A 25983-nucleotide genomic window follows, 5' to 3' on the forward strand; every position below is an offset into this window, starting at 1 on the left:
CGCAGGAATCGAAACGGTTGACGGTTCTCGTTCAGGCACTGTTCAAGAAAGGACATATGATGCTGTTTCCAGATTACAGGCCCAGGCGATTGCGCCAGAATGAAGCATTCCGGAGAATGATTCGGGAAACCATTCTAACGACAAGCGATCTGATATTGCCTCTGTTTGCCATTGGCGGCAAAAACATACAAAACCCTATCCAGTCAATGCCGGGCCATTATCAGCTGTCCATTGACAACCTGATAAAAACGGCCAGAGAGGCTTATGAGCTGGGCATCCCGGCCATAATGATCTTCGGAATTCCCGATAAAAAAGATGCGCTGGGAACCAGCGCGTATGCGAAAACCGGAATTGTACAGAAAGCCGTTAGTGCCGTAAAACAAAGCCTTCCGGAGCTGGTTGTCATCACGGACGTCTGCCTGTGCCAGTATACCGACCATGGCCATTGCGGTATTGTGGAAGGAAATATAATCGACAACGACTCCACACTTGATCTTCTGGCACGCACTGCCGTATCCCACGCAAAAGCCGGAGCCGATATGGTTGCCCCTTCGGATATGATGGACGGCCGGGTAACGGAAATCCGCAATGCCCTGGATGAAAATAATTTGAGCAATGTTCCGATCATGTCCTATGCCGCCAAGTACTGCTCTGCTTACTACGGACCGTTTCGTCAGGCCGCCGATTCAGCACCGCAGTTCGGGGATCGCCGAACCTATCAGATGGACCCGGCCAACGCGCAGGAAGCCATCCGTGAGGTAACCATGGATATCGAGGAAGGCGCCGATATTATCATGGTCAAACCCGCCCTTGCCTACCTGGACATCATTTGCCGGGTACGGGATGAAATTGACCTTCCGGTTGCGGCCTACAATGTCAGCGGAGAATATTCCATGATCAAAGCCGCTGAAAAAATGGGCTGGATTGACGGCAAGGCCGTCATGATGGAAACACTGACAGCGATCAAACGAGCCGGAGCAGATATGATACTGACATATTTTGCCATTGAAGCCGCCCGGGAGCTGAAGAATCGTTAGCCGCCTGTCAAACAACTCAAGGAAACCCATATATAATGAAACAGCATCATCAATCAGATTCAAACCGCCCCCCCCACCCGCATCATGAAGCAGCGCTTCGCCTGGTCGCCTGGGAAATCACCAGAAACTGCAATCTGTCATGCGTCCACTGCCGGGCAGCCGCAACCATGGGACCCTATCTCGGTGAATTGGACACAAAAGCGGCGTTGCGCCTGCTGGATCAAATTGCCGACGTGGGCGATGCAATCATCATTCTAACCGGTGGAGAACCGTTGCTTCGGTCTGACATTTTTGAAGTCGCCGCCTACGGCACTCAAAAAGGCCTCAAAATGGTTATGGCGCCTAACGGAACGCTCATGACAAAAGAATCTGCCGCCAGGATGGTTGACAGCGGCATCAAACGCATCAGTATCAGTCTGGACGGTGCCTCAAAAGATACTCACGATAAATTCAGGGGGGTGGATGGTGCATTTGATGCCGCACTGAGAGGGATAAAATTTGCAAAAGCGGCCGGGATCGAATTTCAGATCAACACCACCATCACGAAGGCCAATCTTGAACAGATCCCCAAAATCCAGGCCCTTGCCGAAAAACTCGGCGCAGTTGCGCACCATATTTTTCTGCTGGTTCCCACGGGCCGCGGCAAATACATTGTCGATCAGGAAATCACCGCCGATGAATATGAACGCACCCTGAACTGGTTTTATGACCAAAGAGAAAAAACAACCCTTCAGCTGAAAGCCACCTGTGCACCGCATTATTATCGGATTCTCAGGCAGCGGGCCAAACTGGAGGGCAAATCCGTCACCGTTCAAACCCACGGGATGGATGCGGTCACCCGGGGATGTCTGGGAGGCACCAGTTTCTGCTTTATTTCTCATACGGGCATTGTTCAGCCATGCGGATTTCTGGATCTGAACTGCGGAGATGTCACCCAGACCCCATTTCAGGACATCTGGCATCATTCCGAACCGTTTTTATTGCTCCGGGATTTTGATCAATTAAAGGGAAAATGCGGTCGCTGTGAATACAAAAAGGTATGCGGGGGATGCAGAGCCCGTGCCTTCGAGGCCACCGGTGATTTTATGGCCGAAGAGCCTCTGTGCAGTTATCAACCCGTTTCATAGCCACTGACTCCGGGCAGGATTCTGAGACCAGCCGGCAGATTGATCTCCTTTATACACAGAAAGGATGGATACATGAAAATCAGATCCCTGATGATATCCGACCCCATTACGGTTACCGAAAAAGCCACCATCACCGATGCCATGGAAGTGATGAAAAACCATTCGATCCGTCATCTGCCGGTCGTTGGAGAAGGCAATGTTCTTATCGGTTTTTTAACCCTGTCTGACCTGAAACAGGGGTTGATTCCATCTCTTCTGGGGGAAGTATCCCTCGCTGATTTGATGATTAAAAATCCGATTGAGGTGGGTCCGGACGATGATATTGAACTGGCCGCTCAGCTGCTGTACAAATTTAAAATTGGTGGAATGCCGGTTGTTGAAAACCGGAAACTGGTCGGGATCATCACCGAATCGGACATATTGATGACGTTCATAGAAATGATGGGGATTCTAACGTCAAGTTCCCGAATTGATGTGGTAATCAATGACGAACCCGGCGCGCTGGAAAAAGCACTGCAAATTATCCACGGGAGCGGAGGGGAAATTATCAGCATCGGTCAAATCAGCCGGGAAACCGGGAAAAAAATCTTCTTTTTCCGCCTGGCTCCCTGCAAAACCCATCAGATTGTTCAGACCCTCGAACAGCAGGGATTTGAAATCGTCGACACAATGGGCTGACGTCACCGGTTCGAATCCGCATAGCAACCGGCCGCCGCAAGCCCCCTCAAGCAGGGGGCTTTCACATCCGCAGGAAAAGGTCTAATCAAGGCTGAGACCTGATGTCAGTCTGCCCGCGCCACATTGCCCAGTGAATTCAAAAGCAGCGTTATGGGGCGGTCTTCTTCACTTTTACCGGTAAAGCGGATAGGCCCCGGACGCCGGTAATCATCTTCCTGTCCATTGGCCGCCAGCCATTTTTCCCTCAAGGCCTTTGCCACCTGAAACGAGGGAGATTCCAGATTAACGATACATTTTTCCAGCACAAGGGTTAATTTTCCTTTTCGTTCTTCCAGGTGCATCAAGGGCGCAATCGGAATGCCGACCGGTTCCCATTTAGAAAAATCCATTTCCAGATTTTTAATGGCCGCCATCTGTCCGGTCGCGCCGTTGGCAATCAAACTGAACACGGTCTGTCCCAGATTATACGTATAAATGCAGTCAAACCGGGTGGGATCACTGCCCCGGCCGTCATATCCGTAAAAATGGGTCTGGGTTTTGAATTTGGGAACCGTTTTTTCATAAATTTTCTCTATGGACGGTGGAACGGGATCATTTGTCCCGATCACGCCTCCGCTGACCAGCGTCTGCCTGAGGGTTTTCAGCGAGATTATGGAAGACTTTCGAAGCATAAAGCCCTCACTGCTGTAATTTTCGAACATGATCGGGCCAAAATAATCCGGATGCAAGCCTTCCCGTTCAAGAGTTTTTCTGAAATATGCTTTATTGATTCCTAATCGATAGGCGCCTTCTTCCATTAACCGACTCAGATAATCCGTCACCAGCCCCATGATGACCTTGTCGGTTTCCACCTGAGAAAACTGAAAATTGCCATGGCTGTCACGTTCGGTCAACAGCCCCTCCTGAAAAAACTCCGGCAGGTCATTAAACAGGTCATCATCGCGGGTATGCCAGATCTTGAACGACTTATCTTCACGGGAGCGCCGGGCCATCCTTCTCAAGTATTCCCGTTTTTCATCCAGCGCCGGAAAATCCGCGTGAAAATCGGTATCATGCGTCGAATTATACTCTGCGATAATCGAATTCAACTTTATAATAAATATCTGTATTTCGTTAATAAATTCAAGAATGCCCTCTGGAAAGACAATGACACCGAAATTTTTACCCACATCGGCTCTCCGGACAATCCCGTTGCAAATCACTCTGGACAAATGGCGCAACGTCATCCCGTAGGCAGTATAATCAAGCATCTCGGATTTTCCCAGCCGCCTGTAATCCACGTAATCCGCAAGGTCCTCTCCGATAAAAGCCATATTGGCATGGGTCTGCAGGGCCACTTCCAGCGCCAGATGGCTGGCGGCCCTTCCCATCACTTTGCAGATGTGCCAATACTTGACATCCGAGCTGCTGTCCGTACACAGATTGCTGATTTCCTTTGCAAAAGACCTTGCAGCGGTATGGAAGCCAAACGACATGGCGCACAGGATATGCCCGTTGGCATCTTTCACCTGAATATCTCCATCGATGGTTTTGGGAACCCCGATGACCTGCACCCCGTCCTTCAGCATTTCCTGCGCCAGAAATGCCGCATTGGTATTGGAATCATCGCCTCCGATAATAACCAGCGCATCCAGACCCAGCTGTTTGCATGTTTCTCTGGACATGGCCATTTTCTTTTCCGTGTCAATTTTGGCACGGCCGGTTCTAATCATTCCAAACCCGCCCAGATTCCGGTATTGATTTACAAGATCTTCCGTTATTTCAACGACTTCATTTTCAACGATCCCATCCGGCCCCATCAGAAATCCGACTATCCGGGTCTCCGGATTGGCGCGTTTGGCCGCATCGAACAGCCCGGCGATAACATTATGGCCCCCCGGCGCGGGCCCGCCGGAAAAAACGATGCCTATTTTCCGCTTTCGCCCGTACATCTCCTCAAACGCATTTTCGCCGCTTTCACGCCCGATGATCTGCTGGACTTTATTATCGATAATACCGGGCAGCTTCTTTTTGGCTTCCATATCGATATCAAAGCGATACCGGTCATCGTCCCTTAATGCAGTAAAAGGGTTTGCAAACACATTACATCTCGGTGGCTTATATTTTCTCCGTTCGATCAGCTCACTGTTTACATTACTGGTTACTTTCCGAACTTCAGGATGATTCAATATCTCTTCGATGGTTAACGTATCATACGGCATCAGTGCCCTCCGCAAATTTCAACAAGTTGTGGTCCCCAAACGAGCCTCCCCATATATCCTATATTCAGGCATTCGAAAATTTTAATCAACGCATTACAGAACACAGATTGAGAATTAAAATTTAAGTACAGGGTACGTGGGAAAATCGACAGAATTCGTTCAGACACAGGTAAGGTAGTGTGCCCATCCGGTGAAGACCCAATTTATGGATGGACACAGTCTCATGAAAGGCATCAGGCCATTACCACATTATTCCGACCCTTCTTTTTCGCTTCATACATCGCCAGATCCAGTCGCTGGAACACAACATTCTGATCTTTATCATCGGGTCTGATTGTGGTCCCTCCCACGCTGATTGTAATCTTTACAATATCAGATTTATGTATAAACTCAGTTCGTTCTACTACGCTACGTATTTTTTCTGCAACTTCCCCCGCCGCCTTTTCATCCGTTACAGGCAAAATCACAATAAACTCTTCCCCCCCGAAGCGAGCCATGTAATCACTTTCCCTGATCACCTTCTGAACCCGATTGACAATCTCTTTCAGACATTTATCACCCACCGCATGCCCGTAAGCGTCATTAACCTGTTTAAAAAAATCCACATCAAACAACAGCAGAGAAAAAATCTGTTTATAACGCAGATATCGCTGAAATTCCGCTTTCATTTGACGATCATATGCCCGTCGATTATAAATCCCGGTCAACGGATCCAGCATGGCTTCCTTTTCAAGCGTTATGACATGTTGCCGGCTTTCGTCAATTTTAAGTTTCATTTGATCGACAGTCTTCCGAAGAAGTGCAATCTGTTTGTCTGCCTCCGTTTTTCGGTTCGTATTTTCATCATGCTTTTTTTCGATGATCTGCTTGATCGTCGAAAGCCTTGCAAACATGGTTTGTTTCAGTTCCGTCAGCGTCTTGCTGAAATGCACCTTGCTATTCAGCTCATCGATCTGCTGCTTAAGCACAACATTGAACTCGCTCTCGAAGGCATACGCGTCGCTGGCAACCAGCGCCGATTCGATAACATGGTTTTCCATCTCGACAAACCGCTCCCCGATCTCACGGATAAACGCCGATGCCTGCTGCCTTTCATTATATAATGTCAGGATATGCTGGTGCAGAATGAAAATAAAACTGTGCTTCGCCGAGATGTAATCTTCAACGTTTATCATTCGCTTGATCTGGTTTTCAACTGAAAAAATCTTCGATAAATCTTCCTGGAAACAGGTTAACCGAATTTCATCGACCATATTCTGAAAATCGCCTCTGAGGCGTTCCAGCAGTTGGGCTTCGATCGTGTATCGATCTTTTTCGCCCCTGAACGGGTTCAGTCTGCCCTTGAAAAAGGCAAACGGTTTTATTGCGGCGGCAGGCTTTTTCGCTTTATCCGGCGGCTCTTTGATCATTTGATTTTTCAGCTGGTTAAACGCGGCTTCCACTTGATCAAGACCGGATTTGTCTCTGAGACGATTTTTAAACTCGACCAGTGCTTTCAAATCCGAAGATTCTTCTTTACCGCAAAACAGATCGATCAGGCCGGTCAGAACGCTTTTATAAAAGCTGTCGGCTGCCTCGGCATAATGGTCGGACTCATTCAGCTGCTTGATCAGACGCTCTTTTTGAGATACCACCATATCCATATGGGTCTGGATTCGAATTATTTCATCGGCATTGTCCAATGTACCGGAGCCGGTGGCAGTTTGCTGACAGGATTCACTGATCAGGTCCTGAATATTATGGCGCCATAATGAGTTGGAATACAGTGCCTCAGGGGTCAGTTGCTTTCCCTGTCCAGCCAGTTCGATCAATAGTGCTACCGTATTTTTTGAAAACTGTTTAATGATAATATCCAGACTCCGAGTTTTCATAAAGTAATCTGTCCTGATGGGGGTAAAGACTGACAGTCCCGCCTCGGCATCGACTTGACGACAGGCCGTCAAACATTATAGCATTTAATCAAACCGGTTTACAGTTAGTTACCCATCCACTGGTTTTTTATACGCTTATATAAATATCACTATACCGCTATGTCAAGATGATTTCCTGAATTTCGATAACTATTGACGATTTAGCCCCGATCTTTTACCCTGCGTCGCCTTCAGCGGGCGTGATTACCTACAGGCCCCCGGCTGCCATTGCTTCCCCGATCTTGAAAACTGTTGTTGACATATCCGGTTGAAACGAACATATCTTAACTTATTCCATTCATTTTTTTACAAACAAATAGCCGATAAATTTTGTTTCAATCAGGCGCCGGACCTTTTAATCGTAACACCATACAATTTTATAAGCCGGCGCCAAACCATCCGGCTCCATGTTTTATCTTGACAAAATACGGTCTATAATAGTAGTTCGAAGTGTTCGAATAACCCGTAAACAAAGGAGGTCGATATGAAAACATTCAAAATTGCAACTGGTTTATTTGTTATGATCTGTTGTCTGGCAGCTCCATTCAGTGTTGGACCCGCATTATCCGATTCCGTGCCTATCACGGTCACTGCGGCCACCGACGCAACCTGGCCACCGATGGAAATGGTTGATCAAAACAAAAACATTGTTGGATTTGCCATCGACTATTTCACCGCTGCCGCCAGGGAAGCAGGATTCAACATAGAGTTCAAAAACACCGCCTGGGATGGAATCTTTGCAGGAGTCGCCACCGGAAAATACGATGCCGTTATCTCGTCAGTCACGATTACCGACGAACGGAAAAAAACGATGGATTTCTCAGAGCCATACCTGAATGCCGGGCAGATTATTGTAGTCCCCAAAACCACCACACAGGTAGAAACGCTGGCGGATTTAAAAGGGAATAACGTTGGCGCGCAGATTGGCACCACCGGCGCATTTGAAATCAAAAAAGTCGACGGTGTAACCCTGAAAAGCTATGATGAGGTCGGACTGGCATTTGAAGACATGGCGGCAGGACGGATCAGCGGTGTTGTATGTGATACCCCGGTAGCCGCAAATTACGCCCTTCAGAAAGACGAGTACAGGGATAAATTTAAAATTGTCGGCAAACCGTTTACTGATGAATATTACGGCGTAGCGATCAAAAAGGGCAACCAGAAAATAGTAGACCTGTTTAACAAAGGCATTCGTGAGATTAAAGCAAAGGGCATTGATAAACAAATAGAAGAAAAATGGCTCAGATAAATCACTCCCAAAAAACCGTCATTGAAATCTCGGACGGCGGCTCTGTTCCATCTCAAAAAGATTCGGGCCTGTTTACCGCATGGAGAATCGCTTTTTTCGGTGCCATTGGTATAATTGTCTATTTGTGCGTATTTATCCGGGATCCCTATCTGGAGATATTACAATTTTTGCCGGATGGGATCCTGGTCACCTTTATGGTGACAATAGAATCAATTGTTCTTTCACTGATCATCGGGCTTTTTACCGGTCTTGGCAGAATTTCCTCAAACAGATTCATCAATGGAATCGCCTCGCTGTATGTAGAAATTATCCGTGGGATCCCGCTGCTGGTGCAGCTGTTTTACATCTACTTTGCGCTTGGACGAATCGTCAATGTGCCGGCGCTTGCCAGTGCGGTCATTGCGATGTCCGTATGCTACGGCGCTTATATGGGAGAGATATTTCGGGCCGGTATTGAAGCCGTCCCCAAAGGGCAGCGGGAAGCGGCTCAATCTCTCGGAATGACCTCTTCACAAACCATGTTCCATGTCATTTTACCCCAGGCGTTCAAAACGATTCTTCCACCCATCGGAAACGAATTTGTTGCGCTTCTCAAGGATTCATCCCTGGTTTCGATTCTTGCCGTATCGGATTTATTGCGAAGAGGACGTGAATTCGCCTCCGAGTCCTTCACTTATTTTGAGACCTATACCATGGTGGCCTTGATGTATCTCATCATTACCCTGTTTTTTTCAAAGCTTATCAGTATCATGGAGGATCGGATCAATGCCGGGAAATAGTGAGATCATGGTTGAAATAAAAAATATCGTAAAATATTTCGGCCCGCTCAAAGCGCTGGACGATGTCTGCCTGAATGTGCTCGACGGCAAAAAAGTAGTGATTATCGGACCCAGCGGATCCGGGAAAAGCACCCTGCTGCGATCTATCAATCAGCTCGAAACCATCGATTCAGGAAAAATCATCGTCGATGGAATCGATATTTACGCGCCTGGAACCAACATCAGCAAGGTTCGGGAAGAAGTCGGGATGGTATTCCAGTCCTTCAATCTGTTCCCCCATAAATCCGTTCTGGATAACCTGACATTGGCTCAGAGAGTTGTCCGGAAACGTTCCAAAGAAGAATCCGTTAAAAAAGCCATGAGCCTTCTGAAAAAGGTCGGATTGGAGGAAAAAGCCCACGCCTTTCCCAATAAGCTTTCCGGTGGTCAGCGGCAGCGGGTTGCCATTGCCAGAGCCCTGGCAATGGATCCAAAAATCATGTTATTTGACGAACCCACCTCCGCCCTGGATCCTGAAATGATAGGAGAAGTGCTGGATGTAATGAAGGACCTGGCCAAAGAGGGAATGACCATGGTCGTTGTAACTCATGAAATGGGCTTTGCACGGGAAGTGGCAGACACGGTCATATTCATGGATCACGGCGCGATTGTGGAAGAAGGAACCCCCGAGCATTTTTTCACAACCCCTGTACATGATCGGACGAAATTATTTCTAAGTCAGATTCTGTAAAACACCCGCCAGGACCGGGAAGTGACCAGGATGACAGTCAGCTCGGACGGCGCAGGAGCTGTCAAAAAACCGCACGGCCTCCCGGATAAACCGTTTCAGGTTTAAAACACGGTTTATCTATACGCCTGCTGTCACTGAACCCCCCTGAATTCTTTTCCCTTTTTCCCGTTGTTTTTGGGTCTTTCCGTCACGCTCTACCACATGTTGTATCCAGAGCAACCCTTCGCAGAGCTTATGGTGTTTTTTGCTTTACAATCAATGTGTTATCTGATACGGGGTTACAAAAATTTTTGATATTATCACGGCTGCGGACCATTCATGAAAATCAAAAAACTGGAAATCACCGGATTCAAATCCTTTCTGGATAAAACCTGCATTGAATTTTCGCCGGGTATTTCAGCCATTGTGGGGCCAAACGGCTGTGGCAAAAGCAATATCGTCGATGCCTTAAGATGGGCGATGGGAGAGCAGAGTGTCAAGCAGCTGCGCGGCAAAGCCATGGAAGACATCATATTTTCCGGCGCCAGCAATACCTCTCCCGTGAATATAGCTGAAGTTTCGTTAACCCTGTCCAATGATACCGGGACAGCACCTGACGAATTCAAAGACCTGACTGAAATCATGCTGACCCGCCGCCTGTTCCGATCCGGGGAAAGCGCCTATTTTATCAACAAACAGGCCACCCGTCTCAAGGATATTCATGATATTTTTCTGGGCAGCGGAATGGGATCAAAATCCTATGCCGTCATTCAACAGGGCAATATCGGTGCAATCACAGACGCCGGTACCGAAGAACGCCGCATGTTCATTGAGGAGGCAGCCGGGGTAACGCGTTACAAGAACAGGAAAAAAGAAGCCCTTCAAAAAGTCGATCTGATCAATCAGAATCTGCTGCGGGTAAAAGACATCATCTCAGAAATCGAACGTCAGATGAAAAGTCTGAAACGACAGGCCGGAAAAGCGCAGATTTATCAAACCTATAAAGACAACATCCGCAGGCTCGACGTCATTTTGGCCACTTATTATTATGACAATTATTCAAAAGAGATCGAATGCACCGATTCACTGCTCATATCTGTGAAAGACACCGATCTGGGGGATACGACCAAACTTCAGCAATTAAATACGGTGGTGGAAGATATCAAATTAAAACTCATGCAAAAAAAGGAGCAGATATCCAAACAGCAGTCCCGCAGATTTGAACTCCAACGCAATCTTGACAGACTTGAAAATGATCTGTCTCATCTCCAGGCCGATCAGGAACGCTTTTCCAATGAAATTCTCCAGCTTGAACAGGAAAAGCAGGAACTTGAAAAAAAGGACGCAGAAATCCTGCACGAAATCTCTCACCTGCAACACGATCTTCTTCAGAACGTTTCAGATACAAACCGGATTCGGGACTCTCTTGATCAGGAGCATCATGCATCCGGAGCGACGCAAACCCGCCTGACGGATCTAAACCGGCAACTTGAAACGAACAAAACCGGACTGATGGATCTGATAACACAGGAAACCCGTTATAAAAATATCTGCCAGAACGCGGCGACAAACCGTGAAAATCTCAAACGGCGCCTGAAACGAATCGATGAGCAGGAGCTGGTCGGGCGAAAAAAAACGACTCAGCTTGAATCCCAGCACACCCTCATATCCGATCAGCTCGATGAACAACTTCAGAGGCTTGATGAGCTAAAAAACGCCGTCGAACAGGCGAAAACGGATCTGGAGCATGAAAAGCATGAGCTGCAGCATCAGATCAAAATGCTTCAGGCCCTGGAGCTTGAACATGGCAAGCTTAAATCCAAATACACGACGCTGAAAAAAATGGAATCCAGCCTCCAATGGTATAAAGACGGGGTCAAAGCGGTTGTCAGCGCCCCCGAACTCAGCGGAATCATCGGATTGGCAGCCGACATTTTTGAGCCGGAATCTTCCTTTGAAACGGCCATCGAGGCGGTTTTAGGCGAAAGGCTTCAGTACGTTCTGGTTGAAGACCAGCAAAACGCGGAACAGGCCCTGAACTTTTTAAAAATTCAATCCAGAGGCCGGTGCGGATTCATTCCGGCATCCTGCGCCGCACCCGGCAACAGCGATGAGGAGCTTTCCGGTGTTGAGCCGGATCAGTGTCTGATGAACCACGTGGCCATCAGGGCTGGAGGTGAACCGATTGCCGCATTGTGGTTAAAGCATACCTTCGTGGTCGAAACGATCGAAGAGGCCCTCGATCTCAGAAACCAGTTATCAGCCCCCGTTACCGCCCCGTTTACGATTGTTACCAGAGACGGAGATGTAATATCGGATTACGGGGCCATAATCGGCGGCAGCAAAGATACGCTGAGCGGCATTCTGATAAAAAAACAGGAAATCAGGGAACTCGAGTTCCAGCTTGATACGCTCAATCAACAACTGCTGACCAGTCGCCGGATTCTTAAAGAGCAGGAGGCAGCCCTTCGGTCAAGCGAGCAGGCCCTCCAGCAACGGCTGAGCCACAAGGCACAGGCGGATGCTCTGAAAATCGAACTGGAAAAAGACCTGTTCAAGGTTCAGGAGGAAATCAAACATGCCCGACAGCACCTTGAAGGTCTCCAACTGGAACAGGAACAGCTCCAGGGCGAGGAGGATGACCTGGATGATGAAATTCATCAATGCAGTCAACGCGTAACTGCCCTGACGGATCGGATACAGGACACGCATCGAACGGTGACGGAACTGTCCGGTAAAATCGAATCGGTCTCATCAACGATGGCCGGCTATACTCAGAAAATCCTCGATCTGAAACTTGAACTGACCTCCCTCACTGCGAAACATGACAATATAACGTCTACCTTGAAACGCCTCCGGGAATTTCAGGAGGACGGATCCAGCCGGCTCAAACACCTTGCCGAAGAAATCAATAACAAACGCCTGCTCATTGAGCGCTCAACACAAAAAAACGAGGAATCAGCCCACACACTGGCTGAACTGTATGATGAATTAAAAGGCCTTGAACAGGCGCTGGCCCAAAATGAAGCCGCTTTCCGGGAGATCGATACGGCATTGAGGCAAAATAACAACATCATCTCGGATCTTCAGAGCAGACGGGAAAACAGCCTTCAGAAAATCCGCGTGATCGAAATTGAACAGACACAACGGATCTTTAAACGTGACACCCTGGTCAGTCAAATTGAAGACCGCTACCATGAGAGCTTCAAACAGTTGAAAACCCGTGTTGAGGCAACAGGTGAGAATCAACCCGTTGGCATTGATGATGCCGAAAAACAGCTGGCAGAGTATAAGCGTAAAATCATGCGCATCACCGATGTAAACCTCGGTGCCATTAAAGAATATGATCAACTCAAAACCCGGTATGATTTTCTCGTTGAACAGCATGATGATCTGGTCAAGGCCATTGAGGATCTTCACAAAGTGATCAAAAAAATAAACCGGATCACTCAGCAAAAATTTACCGAGACCCTGGATCAGATCAATGAAAAATTAGAAGAGGTATTCCCGCTGCTGTTTGGCGGCGGAACCGCCCGACTGGTGCTCACCGATCCGGACTCTCCCCTGAATTCCGGTGTAGAATTCATGATCCACCCCCCCGGAAAAAAATTAACCCGCTTAAGCCTTCTTTCCGGCGGGGAAAAAGCGCTTTCGGCCATCGCGTTTATTTTTTCGATATTTCTTATAAAGCCATCATCTTTTTGTCTTCTGGATGAAATCGATGCGCCATTGGACGAGGCAAATGTAATCAAATTCAATACCATGCTGAAAAAAATCGGAAAGAAATCTCAAATCATCATGATCACGCATAATAAGCGAAGTATGGAATTTGCGGACATCCTGTTCGGCATTACCATGGAACAAAAAGGCATTTCCAAAATGGTTTCGGTCAATCTGGACGGCTCCACAAAACACCAGGAGGCAAGCTGAAGACAATCGGCAGCAAAAACCTGGAAAGTTCATTCCGTTTAGGCTATCCTTCGAACGATAAACTGCGGCACCGGCGGCTCAACATAGAACGAGCAGACACCCCTCTTCAGTGAAAGGATTTCATATGGCACTTAACTGGTTCAAAAAAAACAAAAAATTTTGTTCAACCGATGCGAACGGTCCGGATACCGAGGTCTTGCTGACATCCGATTTATCAGACGGGCACAATCAAAATCCGCAAACGGAGCAGGAGGAAGACCGTACAACTGCTCCGGCAGAGGCTACAGGCGATTCAAAAAACGGCATTTTCAGCCGGCTCAGGAACCGGTTGAGTAAAACCAGAACCGGTCTGAGCACGGGTCTGAAATCGATCTTTTCCGGCAGAAAGTTTATCGACGATGATGCATTGGAAGATCTTGAGGAACTTCTGATCACATCCGATATCGGCGTTAAGACATCCATGGATCTGATCCGGCGCATTTCAAAAAAAACCTCCGGGATCTCAGATGAAAAACAGCTTAACCGCCTGTTGAAACAGGAAATCATCCAGCTTCTTTCAACACCCGAGCTCGCGGATTCATCCCCCCCCGAGTTTTGCTGCGCCCTTTCAAAGCCCCATGTGATATTAGTTCTGGGGGTAAACGGCGTTGGTAAGACCACCACTATCGGAAAACTGGCGGCAAAATTCACTGCATCCGGTCAAAAGGTGATGATTGCAGCTGCAGATACATTTCGGGCCGCTGCGGTCGAGCAGTTGACCATCTGGGCGGACCGAGCCGGTGCCGACATCGTCAAACATAAGGAAAACGCCGACCCGGCGGCGGTGGCATACGATGCGATTGAAGCTGCCGTGGCCAGAGGCACGGATATCGTTCTGATTGATACCGCCGGAAGGATTCATACGAAAATCAATTTAATGGAAGAGCTCAAAAAAATCAAACGAACGATCTCTAAAATCATTCCGGATGCGCCCCATGAAACGCTCCTGGTTCTGGATGCCACCACCGGCCAGAACGCGTTATCTCAAACCCGGCTGTTTCATGAAGCAGTCGGTGTGACCGGAATTGCGCTGACCAAGCTGGACGGAACCGCCAAAGGGGGAATCGTCATCGGAATTTGTTCCGAAATGAATATCCCATTAAAATATATCGGAATCGGCGAACAGATTGACGACCTTCAGGATTTCGATCCGGTAGCCTTTGCCGATGCATTGTTATAAATATGGATTTATAAAAAATCACCGGGGGAGAAATCAACAAAGCGCTGGCGAATCACTTAATTTTCTTGACATCAGAAATGCTCTGACGTATCAATCGTTGGTAATAAAGCGTTTATACATATCAGCATCGTAAAATAGCATTTTACCGTAATATATGGTTTCATATCAACCTGTGTGTAAACAATGACGGGGGAGAATCAATCGTATGACCAAAGCGGAATTAGTCGAGAAAATGGCCTTGGATGCCGGCATCACAAAAACGGCAGCTGCAACGGCATTGGCATCTTTTATGGACGGCGTTAAAACGGCGTTAAAGAAAAAAGACGGAAAAGTCACGATGGTCGGCTTCGGAACGTTTACCAAAGTCCGTCGTAAAGCCAGAACCGGTCGAAATCCACAGACCGGAGAAGAAATTAAAATCAAAGCTTGCAATGTCGTAAAATTTAAACCCGGAAAAGATCTCAAGAAATCCATATAATCGCAGCGTTAAATTTATGCATGTTTCAGCCCGATTTTATCCAGTCGCTCTGAAACGAACTCAAAAAATCACGTTTTCGGTCAAAAGGGAACTGCCATTCAGACGGCCTGTTCCCTTTTTGACTGAATGGCCGGCCGCCGGCCGTCGTTTTTTTAAGTGCTGACAGCAATCATCAGAACACATCGTACCGGATTTCAAACGAATTCAATTCTCCCGCATACGGCTCCCATTCGATCTCGACATGATGAACGTCCGCATGGGGCGGGCCTTGCCTGCACCATTCAAGAATCCGGAGAACTTTTTCTTCGGCCTCCTCAAACACCGCTTCAACGGTCCCTTCAATCGTATTTCTTACCCAGCCTCTCACCCCGATCCGATCGGCCATCCGCCGGGTTTCCATTCTGAAGCATACGCCTTGAACCCTTCCACTGATGATAACATGAGCCCTGACGGTTTTACTCATAATTTACCTCACGATACCATTTTTTTAAAGGTTTCCTCGTCAAGGATTTCGATCCCCAGTCCTTTTGCCCGATCCAGTTTGGAACCCGGCGACTGGCCGACAACCAGAAAATCCGTATTGCGGCTGATGGAACCGGTGACTGTGCCGCCGGCATGTTCAATCAGCTGTTTTGCCTCTGCCCTTGAAAGGCGCTGCAAACTGCCCGTCAACACAAACACCTTGCCTTCCAGCGCTCCGGCTTTCGAACGGATATTCCGATAAATTTCAACACCGGCATCAAACAGCTGCCGGACAGACGCACGGTTTTCCGCCAGAGAGAAAAAGCTGCTGATGCTTTCAGAGATAACGCCACCAATCCCATCGATGCATTCAACCTCCTCCGGAGCCGATTCCATCAGCGCCGCGAGAGAGTCAAACTTATCAGCCAGGATTCCTGCCACATGTTCCCCGACATTTCGAATGCCCAGGGCATACAGAAATCTCGAAAAACTTATCTTCCTGCTGCTGCGGATTGCCCGGATGAGATTATCAGCCGATTTGGGTCCCAGGCGGTCAAGACCGATCAGCGATTCCCGATCGAGCCGGTAAATGTCCGCGAAGGTTTTCACCAGCCCCCTGCTCACCAGCTGGTCAACTATTTTATCCCCTAATCCATCGATATCAAACGCTTTTTTGGATGCAAAGTGTTTGATACGCTCCTTGATCTGCGAAGAGCAGCTCGAATTGATACACCGGGTAACGGCTTCGCCTTTATCCCTGTTCACCCGTGTCCCGCAGACCGGGCAATTTTTTGGCATAACAAACGGCTTTTCCGATCCGGTTCGTCTGGATTCGATGACCTTGACCACTTCCGGAATCACATCACCGGCTCTGCGTACCAGAACCGTGTCACCGATCCGGACATCTTTTCTTCTTACTTCGTCTTCATTGTGTAATGTGGCCCGGCTGACCATTGCGCCACCCACCTTGACCGGTTCCAGATGCGCAACAGGGGTCAGAGCGCCGGTTCTCCCCACCTGAACCGTGATATCCATCACCCGGGTGGTTTCCTCCTGAGCCTCGAATTTATAGGCGATTGCCCATCTGGGACTGCGGGAGGTTGCGCCCAGTTGAACCTGAAGATCAACCTGGTCGACCTTGATGACCATTCCATCGATATCATAAGGCAACTGATGACGATTCGCACTGAGTTCGCGATAATATTCCAGGACCTGGCTGATCGTGATACGGGGCCGGATGAGGGGATTGACTCTGAACCCGTACCGTTTCAACATCTGCAGCGTCTCCCAGTGCGATTCCGGAACCGTGGCTGAACTCATCCCGACATTGTATAAAAAAATTTCCAGCGGACGTTTTGCCGTTATTCTCGAGTCCAGCTGCCTTAACGAGCCTGCCGCGGCATTTCTCGGATTGGCGAACGGGGGCAGCTGGTCTTTAAGCCGCTGTTCATTGAGCCGCCTGAATCCATCAACCCCGATAAAGACTTCTCCCCGGACCACAAGAATCTCCGGGATCTGCAAATTATCTCCTGCCTGGAGCACCAGCGGAACGGTTCGGATCGTGCGGACATTGTCGGTGATCAATTCACCGGTAGCCCCGTCTCCCCGGGTTGAAGCGGTCGTTAATACGCCGTTTTCATAGACAAGTTCAACGGCCAGACCATCCATTTTCGGCTCAGCCGTGTAAAAAATCTCATCCTCGACGCGAAGTTGACGTTTCACCCGGCGATCAAAATCAAGAATATCCGAATCATCGAAGCCATTATCCAGGCTCAACATGGCAACCGTGTGGGACACGGTCTCAAATCCGGACAATGGCGCAGCCCCGACCCGTGAAGACGGCGAATCAGGACTGTAAAATTGCGGATGCGCCGTCTCCAGCGCTATCAGCTCCCTCATCATCCGGTCATATTGCGCGTCGGATACCTCAGGATCATCCAAGATATAGTACCGGTGGTTATGCTGGTGAAGCTGCGCTCTTAACTGTTCTATTCTCTTGATAACGGCGGGATCTATAGCATCGGACATAGGTTTTTAATGACCTCGCATACGGTTTTTCGGCTTTGCCTGAAGCGCGGATCGCCAAATCCGGGACGCCAGTTCAACGTCGCCAGTTCATCGGAAACCACACAGATACTTCCGAACCGGACGTTACGGAAGACAGCCACACTGCAGAGGGCGGATATTTCCATTTCCACCGCAATCGCGGCTTTTGACTGAAAATATTCAACCCGGTCCGGCGTTTCACGAAAGATGGCATCGGTCGTCCAGATCACGCCCTCGTGCCAAGCAACACCGCAACGGTTCAAAACCTCGGTGGTTGCCCGGTTGATATGAACGGAAGGCCGGGCCGGTATCTGCTCATCGGCCCGATAGTGTTTTGACAGTCCTTCATCGATAAAGGCGCCCGTAGGCACGATAATATCCCCGATACGGATGCGGGGTGAAATGGAGCCGCACCAGCCGAAGAAAACAAATTGACGTGCGCCCCAAGCGATCAGGTTTTCCATAACCAATGCGGCATAGGGAGCGCCGATCATAGGCCCGATCACCGAAATTCGGGATAAACCGGCACCGGCCGTATGCAACCGGCTCATCATCACATTCCGGGCGTTTTCCGGTTTCAGATTCAGACACCGGGCAACGGCATCCAGATCGGCCCTGTTGCTGACCATCACGACCAAACGCCCCGGATCAGGTGAATTTTTCCCTATAGCGGGTTTTACAATCGCTTGATCAACGTCGCCATTTACCACAGCACACTCTCACACATATTTTATTTATTCAGGACGAACCAACCCGGTCAATTCGTCCTTGACCTCATCGATGATCTCATAAAACCACATGAGGTCCTCAATGGTCATTCGTCCGGCTTTCCGCTGCCCCTCACTCCCGTCTTTTTTTAAGACAACCCGGGGGCCGATCTGAAGTTTTGCCTCACCGTCGCCATACTGGTTAATGGAGACGATAAGCCCGGTTTCTTCACAAACCCACTTTTTCAGTACCTTATCCTTTGTTGGATCAAAGGCCATATATCCTCCTGCTTTTATATGCTTAAATTAGCGCCCTGAGGGCGGACAGAGAACCGCTGTCGTTTGAGGAGCACTTCGTTTGAGGCAAAAGATTAGGGGCCGTTACGAAATAACCATTATATTTCTAACCATTCGTTACGGCCCCTTATGCCGGTTACGACATTACAATGTTACAGTTATTTTTGAACAACGGCCAGGAAGCAAGACGCTTTTATCTTATAACATCCTCAAGGAAGCAAAGCTCCCGTCCCTGAAATTGCGCACGATCCGCGTAAATCCGCAAAAAAATCCATACACTATGTAAAAAACACTGCCTTTACAAAGCCAGCAGTATTCGAAAAGCCGTTTTTTTAAATATCTCATGCAAAGGCGGAAAAGCGCAAAAACAAAATAAACATTCGTGTTTTTTCCGGCAAAAACCGATTTTTTTATCCTGTTTGATCCCTGATTTCTGATGTCCCCGCAGCCAGCGGATCAGGTGGTGATTTTGGAAAAATCCGCAAACGTTTCAAACAATGCCGCGATATGGGCCAGCAGCGCCAGCCGGTTATTTTGAACGTCCTGCGCTTCGGCCATCACCAGAACCTTATCAAAAAAGGTATCCACCGAATTTTTTAACGAAGCGATATCCAAAAGCGCCTGATCAAAACGGCCCTGCTCCAGATCGGCCGATACGTTACGTGCTGACTCCTGATACGATTTGTACAGAAGAAATTCTGATTCATCTTCAAACAGCGCCTCATTGACATCCGAAATGCTTTCAGACGCCCGGACCTGACCGGTTTTTTTGATAATATTCACCACCCGTTTAAACGCCGCGGCCAGCGGCTCGAAATCAGGAGCGGATTTAAGGGCTTCCAGTGCACGCACCTTGCGCCATACATCCGGAATATGATCGCCGGACACACTCAGAACGGCGGCAATCACGTCTTTTGAATATCCTTCTTCCGCCAGAAGATAGCCCATCCGGTTCAGCAAAAAGGTGTAGACCGCATCGGTCGTCTGGCTGACTTTCGCAGGGTCGTTTTCCCCGAAAAGGCGAACACTGTGAGTGATCATTTCTCTCAACGGCAAGGCATAATTCTTCTGACACATGATCTGCACAATGCCGATCCCCTGACGCCGGAGCGCGTATGGGTCCGAAGCGCCGGTAGGCACAAGCCCTGCGCTGAAGCAGCCGCAGATGGAATCCAGCTTGTCGGCAAGTGCCACAAGGGCACCGACGGTCGTTTCCGGCAGCGGCCCCCCCGAATAGGTGGGACGGTAATGTTCTTCAATGGCAGCGGCTACCTCGGCCGGTTCTCCTGCAGCGGCTGCATAAACCCTGCCCATAATCCCCTGAAGTTTGGTAAACTCAACAACAACCTGGCTGACAAGATCGGCTTTGCAGAGCCACGCCGCCCGGCTCACCTGCGATTTGACTTCGGTTTCAAACCCGAGTTCATCGGCAAAAAACCGTGCATTTTTCTGTACCCGGGATATTTTATCATACATCGAACCGAGACTGGCCTGAAATAATACCCTTTTGAGCTGCTCAACCCAGTCATCCATGGACTGTTTTAAATCACTTCTGTAAAAAAATTGAGCATCCTCCAGTCTGGCTCTGAGAACCCTTTCGTGCCCTTTGGCCACCAGCGCCAGATCCCGCGCCGGCGTATTGTTTACGGCAATAAAGCAGGGCATCAGTTTTTTCCGGTCGTCCACGACGGCAAAATATTTCTGATGTTCTCGCATGGCCGTAATCAAAACCTCCTCGGGAAGTTCAAGATATTTCGTATCAAATTTACCGGCCACAGGCACCGGAAGTTCTACAATATTTTTAACGATATCAACCAATTCCTCATCGGGCAGAATTTTTCCTCCCAGTTCGCGGGCTGTTTTTTCAATCCCGTTTACCACCATCTGCCTTCGTTCGGCCAGATCTGCGAAAACATTGGCTGCACGAAGTTTATTCACATAGTCTTCGGGTGCATTCACTTCTATTGCGCCAGGATGGGTGAACCGGTGACCGGTGGTAATTTTCCCGCTTTTAATATTTTCAAGAGAAAACGGAATGATCTGACTGCCGAACAAAGCCAGCACGGAATGGACAGGTCTTGCAAACGAGAGCGCCAGTTCCGCCCATTTCATAGTTTTGGGAAACGGGATACTCTGAATAATCTCCGGCAATAAATCTTTTAAGATCATCGTGGTCACCCCGCCGGTTTCGGTCGTAACGGCATACAGATACCGCCCTTTCGGAGTTTCCTTAATGCGAACGTCACTGAGCGGGAGCCCGACTTTCTCAGCAAACTTTTCAGCCGCCACGGTCGGATTGCCGTCCCTGTCAAAGGCTACTTTCTCTGGCGGCCCCATGACTTCCGATGTCAGTGACTCCTGCTTTTCAGCGACCGCCTCAACGATAACGGCCAGCCGCCTCGGAGTGGCAAACGTTTTTGCCTGACCGCATCCAATCCTTGCCTGAGTCAATCGCTGCAGCAATTTTGACGCCAACGCATCCAGTGCAGGCTCAATATACCCTGCCGGTATCTCTTCTGTCCCTATTTCCAGTAATAGACTTTCCATGTTTTCCTCTATCCTGTATTTTCTATTATATAATCATCGGGCTCGATCATAGCTGCGGCCATATTTTCGTTCGCTTAGCCTCGGAGTCCCGTCCGTTGCCGGCGTACGACATTGCACGATCCGGGGAAAAGATGCCGGGTTCAAAACCCAACATTTTTTTCATCCACCGGAACAATCAGAGATTCCGATAAATGTCGTTCAGACACTATTTATATTTACCCATCAGTGGATATCCCAGGGCTTCACGCTGTTTCAGATAGACTTCGGCACCGGCCCTGGCAAGATTTCTGATCCGGGCGATATAGCCGGTTCGCTCCGTCACGCTGATGGCGCCGCGGGCATCCAGCAGATTAAACGTATGGGAACATTTCAGGCAATATTCATAAGTCGGCAGCACCAGCGAGTTTTCAACACTCCTTTTAGCTTCTGCCTCATACTGGTTGAAAAGGTCAAAGAGCATATTCACATCCGCCTTTTCGAAATTATACGTCGACTGTTCCACCTCCTGCTGATGATGAATATCACCGTAGTGCAGATACTCGTTCCACTGAAGGTCATATACGTTGTCGACCCCCTGCAGGTACATGCTGATACGCTCCAGCCCATAGGTAAGCTCCACGGGAATCGGCTGCAGCTCGACACTGCCGGCATGCTGGAAATACGTAAACTGTGTAATTTCCATTCCATCCAGCCAGACCTCCCAGCCCAGACCGGAGGCTCCCAGCGTGGGTGATTCCCAGTCATCCTCGACAAAACGGATATCATGATCCAGCGGATCGATCCCCAGCACTTTCAAACTTTCAAGATATTGTTGCTGCACATCGATCGGAGACGGTTTCAATAGCACCTGAAACTGATAATAATGCTGCAGCCGGTTCGGATTTTCACCGTACCGGCCATCGGTCGGCCGTCGGGAAGGTTGAACATAGGCAACCTTCCACGGCTCGGGTCCAAGCGCTTTCAACAGGGTCGCGGGATGAAAGGTTCCGGCTCCAACCTCCATGTCATAGGGTTGAACCAATACACATCCCTTTTGTGCCCAGAATTTCTGCAATGATAGTATCACATCTTGAAAATACATTCTTTTTCCTCTTATATCGGTGTTTATAGATAAAACGAATCCGCACCTCATCACATTTACCGGTCTTTTACCGGTAAAAGAGCACTCGTCAGACCGTCTGAATCAAGGGTTACATCCAGCAAACGGGCATCGGAGCGTTTGGTTAACATATCCGCCCATACGCCCCTCAACCGGCTGATATCATCCGGCTGCCCAAGCGCCCACAGACATCCGCCCCCTCCGGCGCCCGTGATTCTGGCGCCGCAGTTCAATCGAACAGCCGAATTCACAAGCCTTTCGCCGATATCATCCAGCACATCCGGCGTCATCTGCTTTCGGATGGCCATTTCCCGGTTCATGGCTTCGCAGGCGGTCTGTATGTCCCTGCGGCAGAGCGATTCCACAAATAAATGGGTACATTTCACGATTTCCTCCCAGAGCTCGCGGGTCATACCGGAAAGAAACTGCCTGATCCACTGGTGATTAATCTGACTGGATTCATGCGGAATTCCACAATACGCCAGCAGCAGCCGCTGCTCTAAATAATCAAACTCTCCCGGGGGGAATATGGTTTTTTTCCTGTAGCAGTTCCCGGGTGTTTCCCCGGACCAGTACCAGGCATTGACGCCACCGAAAACCGCCGCAAGCTGATCTTGACGGCCGCATGGAACCCCTGCCACACTGGCCTCAATCGAATGAGCCAGCATTGCGGTCTGATGCCGGAATGCGCTTGTCTGACCGGACGCTTTATCAAAGGCAGTTAAAAACGCCGCGACAAGTGCCGCCGCCGCCGCAGATGATCCGCCCAGCGCACTGCGAGGCGGAGAAGATGACTCGATATCGATATGGATGCCATCGGCTCCGAAATAAGCGGCAATGGCAAACATCAACCCCAGCGGATGATCAAACGGAGCTTTTTTCAGGGGATATTCGGCACTTTCAAACCCCCTGGATGACACTTTCACCACGTTGGAAAGGTAAGGAAGAAGCCTGACCCGGGTCCGCAAATTAATGGCCGCATTGAACGTGCATGGATCAAACCGGCGCAAGGGATAGAACATCGTACTGATATCGAGCGTTCCTCCCATATCTATCCGGCAGGGCGCCGAGGCTTCAACCGTATATGATTTAAAAATCCGATCCAACGTATCTGGCATGAGTCCGTTATTCATGATTATAATTTTGTATAACTTGATGATCCGGTTTTTTTAAAAAAATATTTCTTTTTATACCGCCCGTTCGCTTCGCTTGAGACACAGAGATCGCAGAGATTAAAACCGCTGTTTCGAGGCTCTGCGCTCTCTGAGCCTCAAGCGAAGCGGGCGGTAACTATCCGGCAACGCCTGCCCCGGTCGTTTCACACCGCTTTTCGAATCTGCTGCAGGAATGCGAGGCTGCGCAGTTTTTTCCCCAGATGAAACCTGACGAACGATTCCAGCAATTGCTGACCTTCACCGATCGCCTGCTGCGTTAACCGGATTCTTCCGGCCTTATTAAAATCTCCATGTTCAATCCACAGCAGCTGTTTTATTGTGCTTATAGAAAGGGATACATAATTCAGATGCCCGGAAGAACATCGGGGACATACAATGCTTCCTTTTTTAAGATCAAACTGAACCCGGGGTGTTTTAAACAATTCGACCGGGCACCGACAGTTTCCGCACTGACTCAGATTCGGGCTGAAACCGGCCATGACCATGAAATGAAGCTGAAACAATATGCTTAAAAACTCCGGTGGCGTTATACCGGCATCCAGTGCGGCAAAAACCTGAATCAGCAGATCGAAAACCGACGCCTGCGGCGACCCCTCTTCCATGAATTCATGGACCATTTCGGCCCAGTAGCTGGCATATGCCGTCTTAAGAATATCAAAACCAATGTTGGTAAACGGCCGCTGCAGAATTGCTTCCTGTAGAACAGGCAGTACATTTCGGCGCCCGGGACTGCATACCACCTGTAAATTTGAAAATGGTTCCAGAATACCTGAAAATCGTTTAACGCTTTTTTTTGCTGATTTTGCTATGGCTGAAATCTTACCTTTATGCAAGGTAAAAAACGAGATGATCAGGTCAAAATCGCCGAATTCGATACGCCGCAGTATGACGGCCGATGTGGTAAACGATGTCATGGATTCATATACCAAGGAGCAGTGTCGCAATTTCGAAATAGAAAAAAACGCTGATAATATCAATGGCCGTTGTGACAAACGGACCTGTTGCCACCGCCGGATCAATATTTAATCTGACAAAAATCATCGGCACCAGAGAACCCGCCAATGCCGCAACCGACATGGAACATAAGACCGCAAGCCCGACCGATACACCCAGAATATACCCCTGATGGCGGAACTGAGCCACAAAACCGATCAGGATTCCATAAATAACGCCAAGAAACAAACCGATCAGCAGCTCTTTCATCACGACGGACCAGATATCTCTGACATGCAATCGCCCGGTCGCAAGCCCCCTGACGACGATTGTTGACGATTGAATGCCTATATTCCCGCCCATCCCCATAATGACCGGAATAAAGGCCGCCAGGCAGGTGATCCGGGCCAGGCTCCCCTGGTAAATGCCGATAATAAAGGACGCCAGGATGCCCCCGGCACAGCTGGCCAGAAGCCATGGCAAACGAATTTTTGTATTTTTGAAGACCGACTTGGTTTCAATAAATTCTTCACCGCCCACGCCGGCCATTCTCAGTATATCTTCCGTGGCTTCTTCCCTGATGATATCGATAACGTCGTCAACCGTAATTATTCCAACCAGCCGATTGGTTTCATCAACGACCGGAACGGCAAGGATATCATACCGGGCAACCATTTTTGCCACCTCTTCCTGATCCGTATCGGTTCGAACTGAAAAGATATCCGCCGACATAAATTCTTTAAGAGGCGTTTCGGAAGGAACGACAACGAGCTGCCGCAATGAGCAGACACCGACCAGTTTGCCGTATTCATCCACGACGTACAGATAAAACGGCATTTCAGCATTCATATGCTCCTTCTGGAGGGATTCAATGGCTTTTTTTGCCGTTATGTCTTCCCGAAAGGCGATAAAGTCGGGAACCATAATTCCGCCTGCCGTGTCGTCATCATAGCGGAGCAGGTCTTCAACTTCTTCCGATCCTTCTTTTTCCATTCGCTTGAGGATGGCATCGGATTTTTCATCCGGCAGCCTTCCGATGATATCGGCAACATCGTCCGAAGGCATGTGTTCAAGGATGTGAACAATGCTGTCCAGCTCAATACCGTCGATCAGACACATGAAGGCATCCTCGTCCATCTCACTGAACAGCATGCCCTTTTTCTCCGTATCTTCAATCATATGAAAGAGCGTGCGCTGGTTCGGAACCGATAAGGACCGAAACACTACCGTCAGATCTGCCGCATGGGTTTTATTCACCATCTTTTTAAGATGGGAGGTCGCACCTCGCCGCAGCAATCTCCGGATGCTTTCCAGCAATATTTTATTTCGATCGCTCAACATCTGCTATAACAACATAACGGGATATCCATACGGAAAAAAACGGGAACAGCGCTCAAACT

General features: G+C 48.9%; 20 protein-coding genes. 9 read left to right on the plus strand and 11 right to left on the minus strand.

From position 1 onward, the window contains the following. Positions 1–59: 59 nt before the first annotated feature. From hemB to PHQ97_05250, 3 genes are all read left to right on the plus strand, one after another. Complete coding sequence (gene hemB, locus PHQ97_05240) at positions 60–1037, plus strand: porphobilinogen synthase (protein MDD4392141.1); 978 nt, start codon at positions 60–62, stop codon at positions 1035–1037. A 35-nt stretch (positions 1038–1072) separates the two neighbouring features. Beyond that, positions 1073–2164, plus strand: a complete 1092-nt coding sequence (gene ahbD / locus PHQ97_05245) for a heme b synthase (protein MDD4392142.1) — start codon at positions 1073–1075, stop codon at positions 2162–2164. A 72-nt stretch (positions 2165–2236) separates the two neighbouring features. Next, positions 2237–2842, plus strand: coding sequence for a CBS and ACT domain-containing protein (locus tag PHQ97_05250; GenBank protein ID MDD4392143.1), 606 nt, complete (start codon positions 2237–2239; stop codon positions 2840–2842). Between the two features lie 104 nt (positions 2843–2946). Here the strand turns inward: PHQ97_05250 and PHQ97_05255 are convergent, their stop codons facing one another. Together PHQ97_05255 and PHQ97_05260 are read right to left on the minus strand one after the other, a co-directional pair. Further along, entirely contained in the window at positions 2947–5043 is a 2097-nt protein-coding gene (locus PHQ97_05255) for a 6-phosphofructokinase (protein ID MDD4392144.1), read from the minus strand. A 233-nt stretch (positions 5044–5276) separates the two neighbouring features. Beyond that, positions 5277–6914 carry a GGDEF domain-containing protein gene (locus PHQ97_05260; GenBank protein ID MDD4392145.1) on the minus strand — a complete coding sequence of 546 codons (1638 nt, stop codon included), beginning with the start codon at positions 6912–6914 and terminating at the stop codon, positions 5277–5279. Between the two features lie 523 nt (positions 6915–7437). Here PHQ97_05260 and PHQ97_05265 point away from each other — a divergent pair. The 6 genes from PHQ97_05265 to PHQ97_05290 all read left to right on the plus strand — a co-directional run bounded on the left by PHQ97_05265 (position 7438) and on the right by PHQ97_05290 (position 15317). Then, on the plus strand, positions 7438–8202 hold the full coding sequence (locus PHQ97_05265; protein ID MDD4392146.1) for a basic amino acid ABC transporter substrate-binding protein: 765 nt from the start codon (positions 7438–7440) through the stop codon (positions 8200–8202). Continuing rightward, the gene (locus PHQ97_05270; GenBank protein MDD4392147.1) at positions 8190–8981 is read left to right on the plus strand and encodes an amino acid ABC transporter permease; all 792 of its coding nucleotides are present in this window, start codon (positions 8190–8192) and stop codon (positions 8979–8981) included. The genes PHQ97_05265 and PHQ97_05270 overlap by 13 nt, the downstream gene beginning before the upstream one ends. A 7-nt stretch (positions 8982–8988) precedes the next feature. Next, positions 8989–9711 (plus strand): amino acid ABC transporter ATP-binding protein, encoded by a 723-nt coding sequence (locus PHQ97_05275; protein MDD4392148.1) that lies wholly within the window; start codon positions 8989–8991, stop codon positions 9709–9711. 318 nt (positions 9712–10029) lie between these two features. Continuing rightward, positions 10030–13620 carry a chromosome segregation protein SMC gene (gene smc / locus PHQ97_05280; protein ID MDD4392149.1) on the plus strand — a complete coding sequence of 1197 codons (3591 nt, stop codon included), beginning with the start codon at positions 10030–10032 and terminating at the stop codon, positions 13618–13620. Positions 13621–13744: 124 nt separating this feature from the next. Continuing rightward, on the plus strand, positions 13745–14839 hold the full coding sequence (ftsY, locus tag PHQ97_05285; protein ID MDD4392150.1) for a signal recognition particle-docking protein FtsY: 1095 nt from the start codon (positions 13745–13747) through the stop codon (positions 14837–14839). A gap of 205 nt (positions 14840–15044) precedes the next feature. Then, positions 15045–15317, plus strand: a complete 273-nt coding sequence (locus PHQ97_05290) for an HU family DNA-binding protein (protein ID MDD4392151.1) — start codon at positions 15045–15047, stop codon at positions 15315–15317. 172 nt (positions 15318–15489) lie between these two features. Here PHQ97_05290 and PHQ97_05295 read toward each other — a convergent pair whose 3' ends face one another. The 9 genes from PHQ97_05295 to mgtE form a co-directional block, all read right to left on the minus strand. Further along, complete coding sequence (locus tag PHQ97_05295) at positions 15490–15780, minus strand: acylphosphatase (protein MDD4392152.1); 291 nt, start codon at positions 15778–15780, stop codon at positions 15490–15492. An 8-nt stretch (positions 15781–15788) separates the two neighbouring features. Next, the gene (ligA, locus tag PHQ97_05300; GenBank protein ID MDD4392153.1) at positions 15789–17807 is read right to left on the minus strand and encodes an NAD-dependent DNA ligase LigA; all 2019 of its coding nucleotides are present in this window, start codon (positions 17805–17807) and stop codon (positions 15789–15791) included. Further along, positions 17792–18535: a nucleoside phosphorylase gene (locus PHQ97_05305; GenBank protein ID MDD4392154.1), complete on the minus strand. Its 744-nt coding sequence runs from the start codon at positions 18533–18535 to the stop codon at positions 17792–17794. The genes ligA and PHQ97_05305 overlap by 16 nt, the downstream gene beginning before the upstream one ends. 24 nt (positions 18536–18559) lie before the next feature. After that, positions 18560–18811, minus strand: coding sequence for a hypothetical protein (locus tag PHQ97_05310; protein ID MDD4392155.1), 252 nt, complete (start codon positions 18809–18811; stop codon positions 18560–18562). A gap of 474 nt (positions 18812–19285) precedes the next feature. Further along, a complete protein-coding gene (gene glyS, locus PHQ97_05315) occupies positions 19286–21376 on the minus strand; it encodes a glycine--tRNA ligase subunit beta (GenBank protein ID MDD4392156.1) in 2091 nt (696 codons plus the stop codon). A gap of 205 nt (positions 21377–21581) precedes the next feature. Next, positions 21582–22457 (minus strand): glycine--tRNA ligase subunit alpha, encoded by an 876-nt coding sequence (gene glyQ, locus PHQ97_05320; GenBank protein MDD4392157.1) that lies wholly within the window; start codon positions 22455–22457, stop codon positions 21582–21584. Positions 22458–22513: 56 nt separating this feature from the next. Beyond that, entirely contained in the window at positions 22514–23593 is a 1080-nt protein-coding gene (locus PHQ97_05325; GenBank protein MDD4392158.1) for a galactokinase, read from the minus strand. A 200-nt stretch (positions 23594–23793) separates the two neighbouring features. Continuing rightward, positions 23794–24564, minus strand: coding sequence for a DNA repair protein RecO (gene recO, locus PHQ97_05330; protein MDD4392159.1), 771 nt, complete (start codon positions 24562–24564; stop codon positions 23794–23796). A 4-nt stretch (positions 24565–24568) separates the two neighbouring features. Beyond that, positions 24569–25924: a magnesium transporter gene (mgtE, locus tag PHQ97_05335; protein MDD4392160.1), complete on the minus strand. Its 1356-nt coding sequence runs from the start codon at positions 25922–25924 to the stop codon at positions 24569–24571. Between the last annotated feature and the right edge of the window lie 59 nt (positions 25925–25983).

The sequence above is a fragment of the Desulfobacterales bacterium genome (assembly GCA_028704555.1).
Lineage (GTDB): Bacteria > Desulfobacterota > Desulfobacteria > Desulfobacterales > JAQWFD01 > JAQWFD01.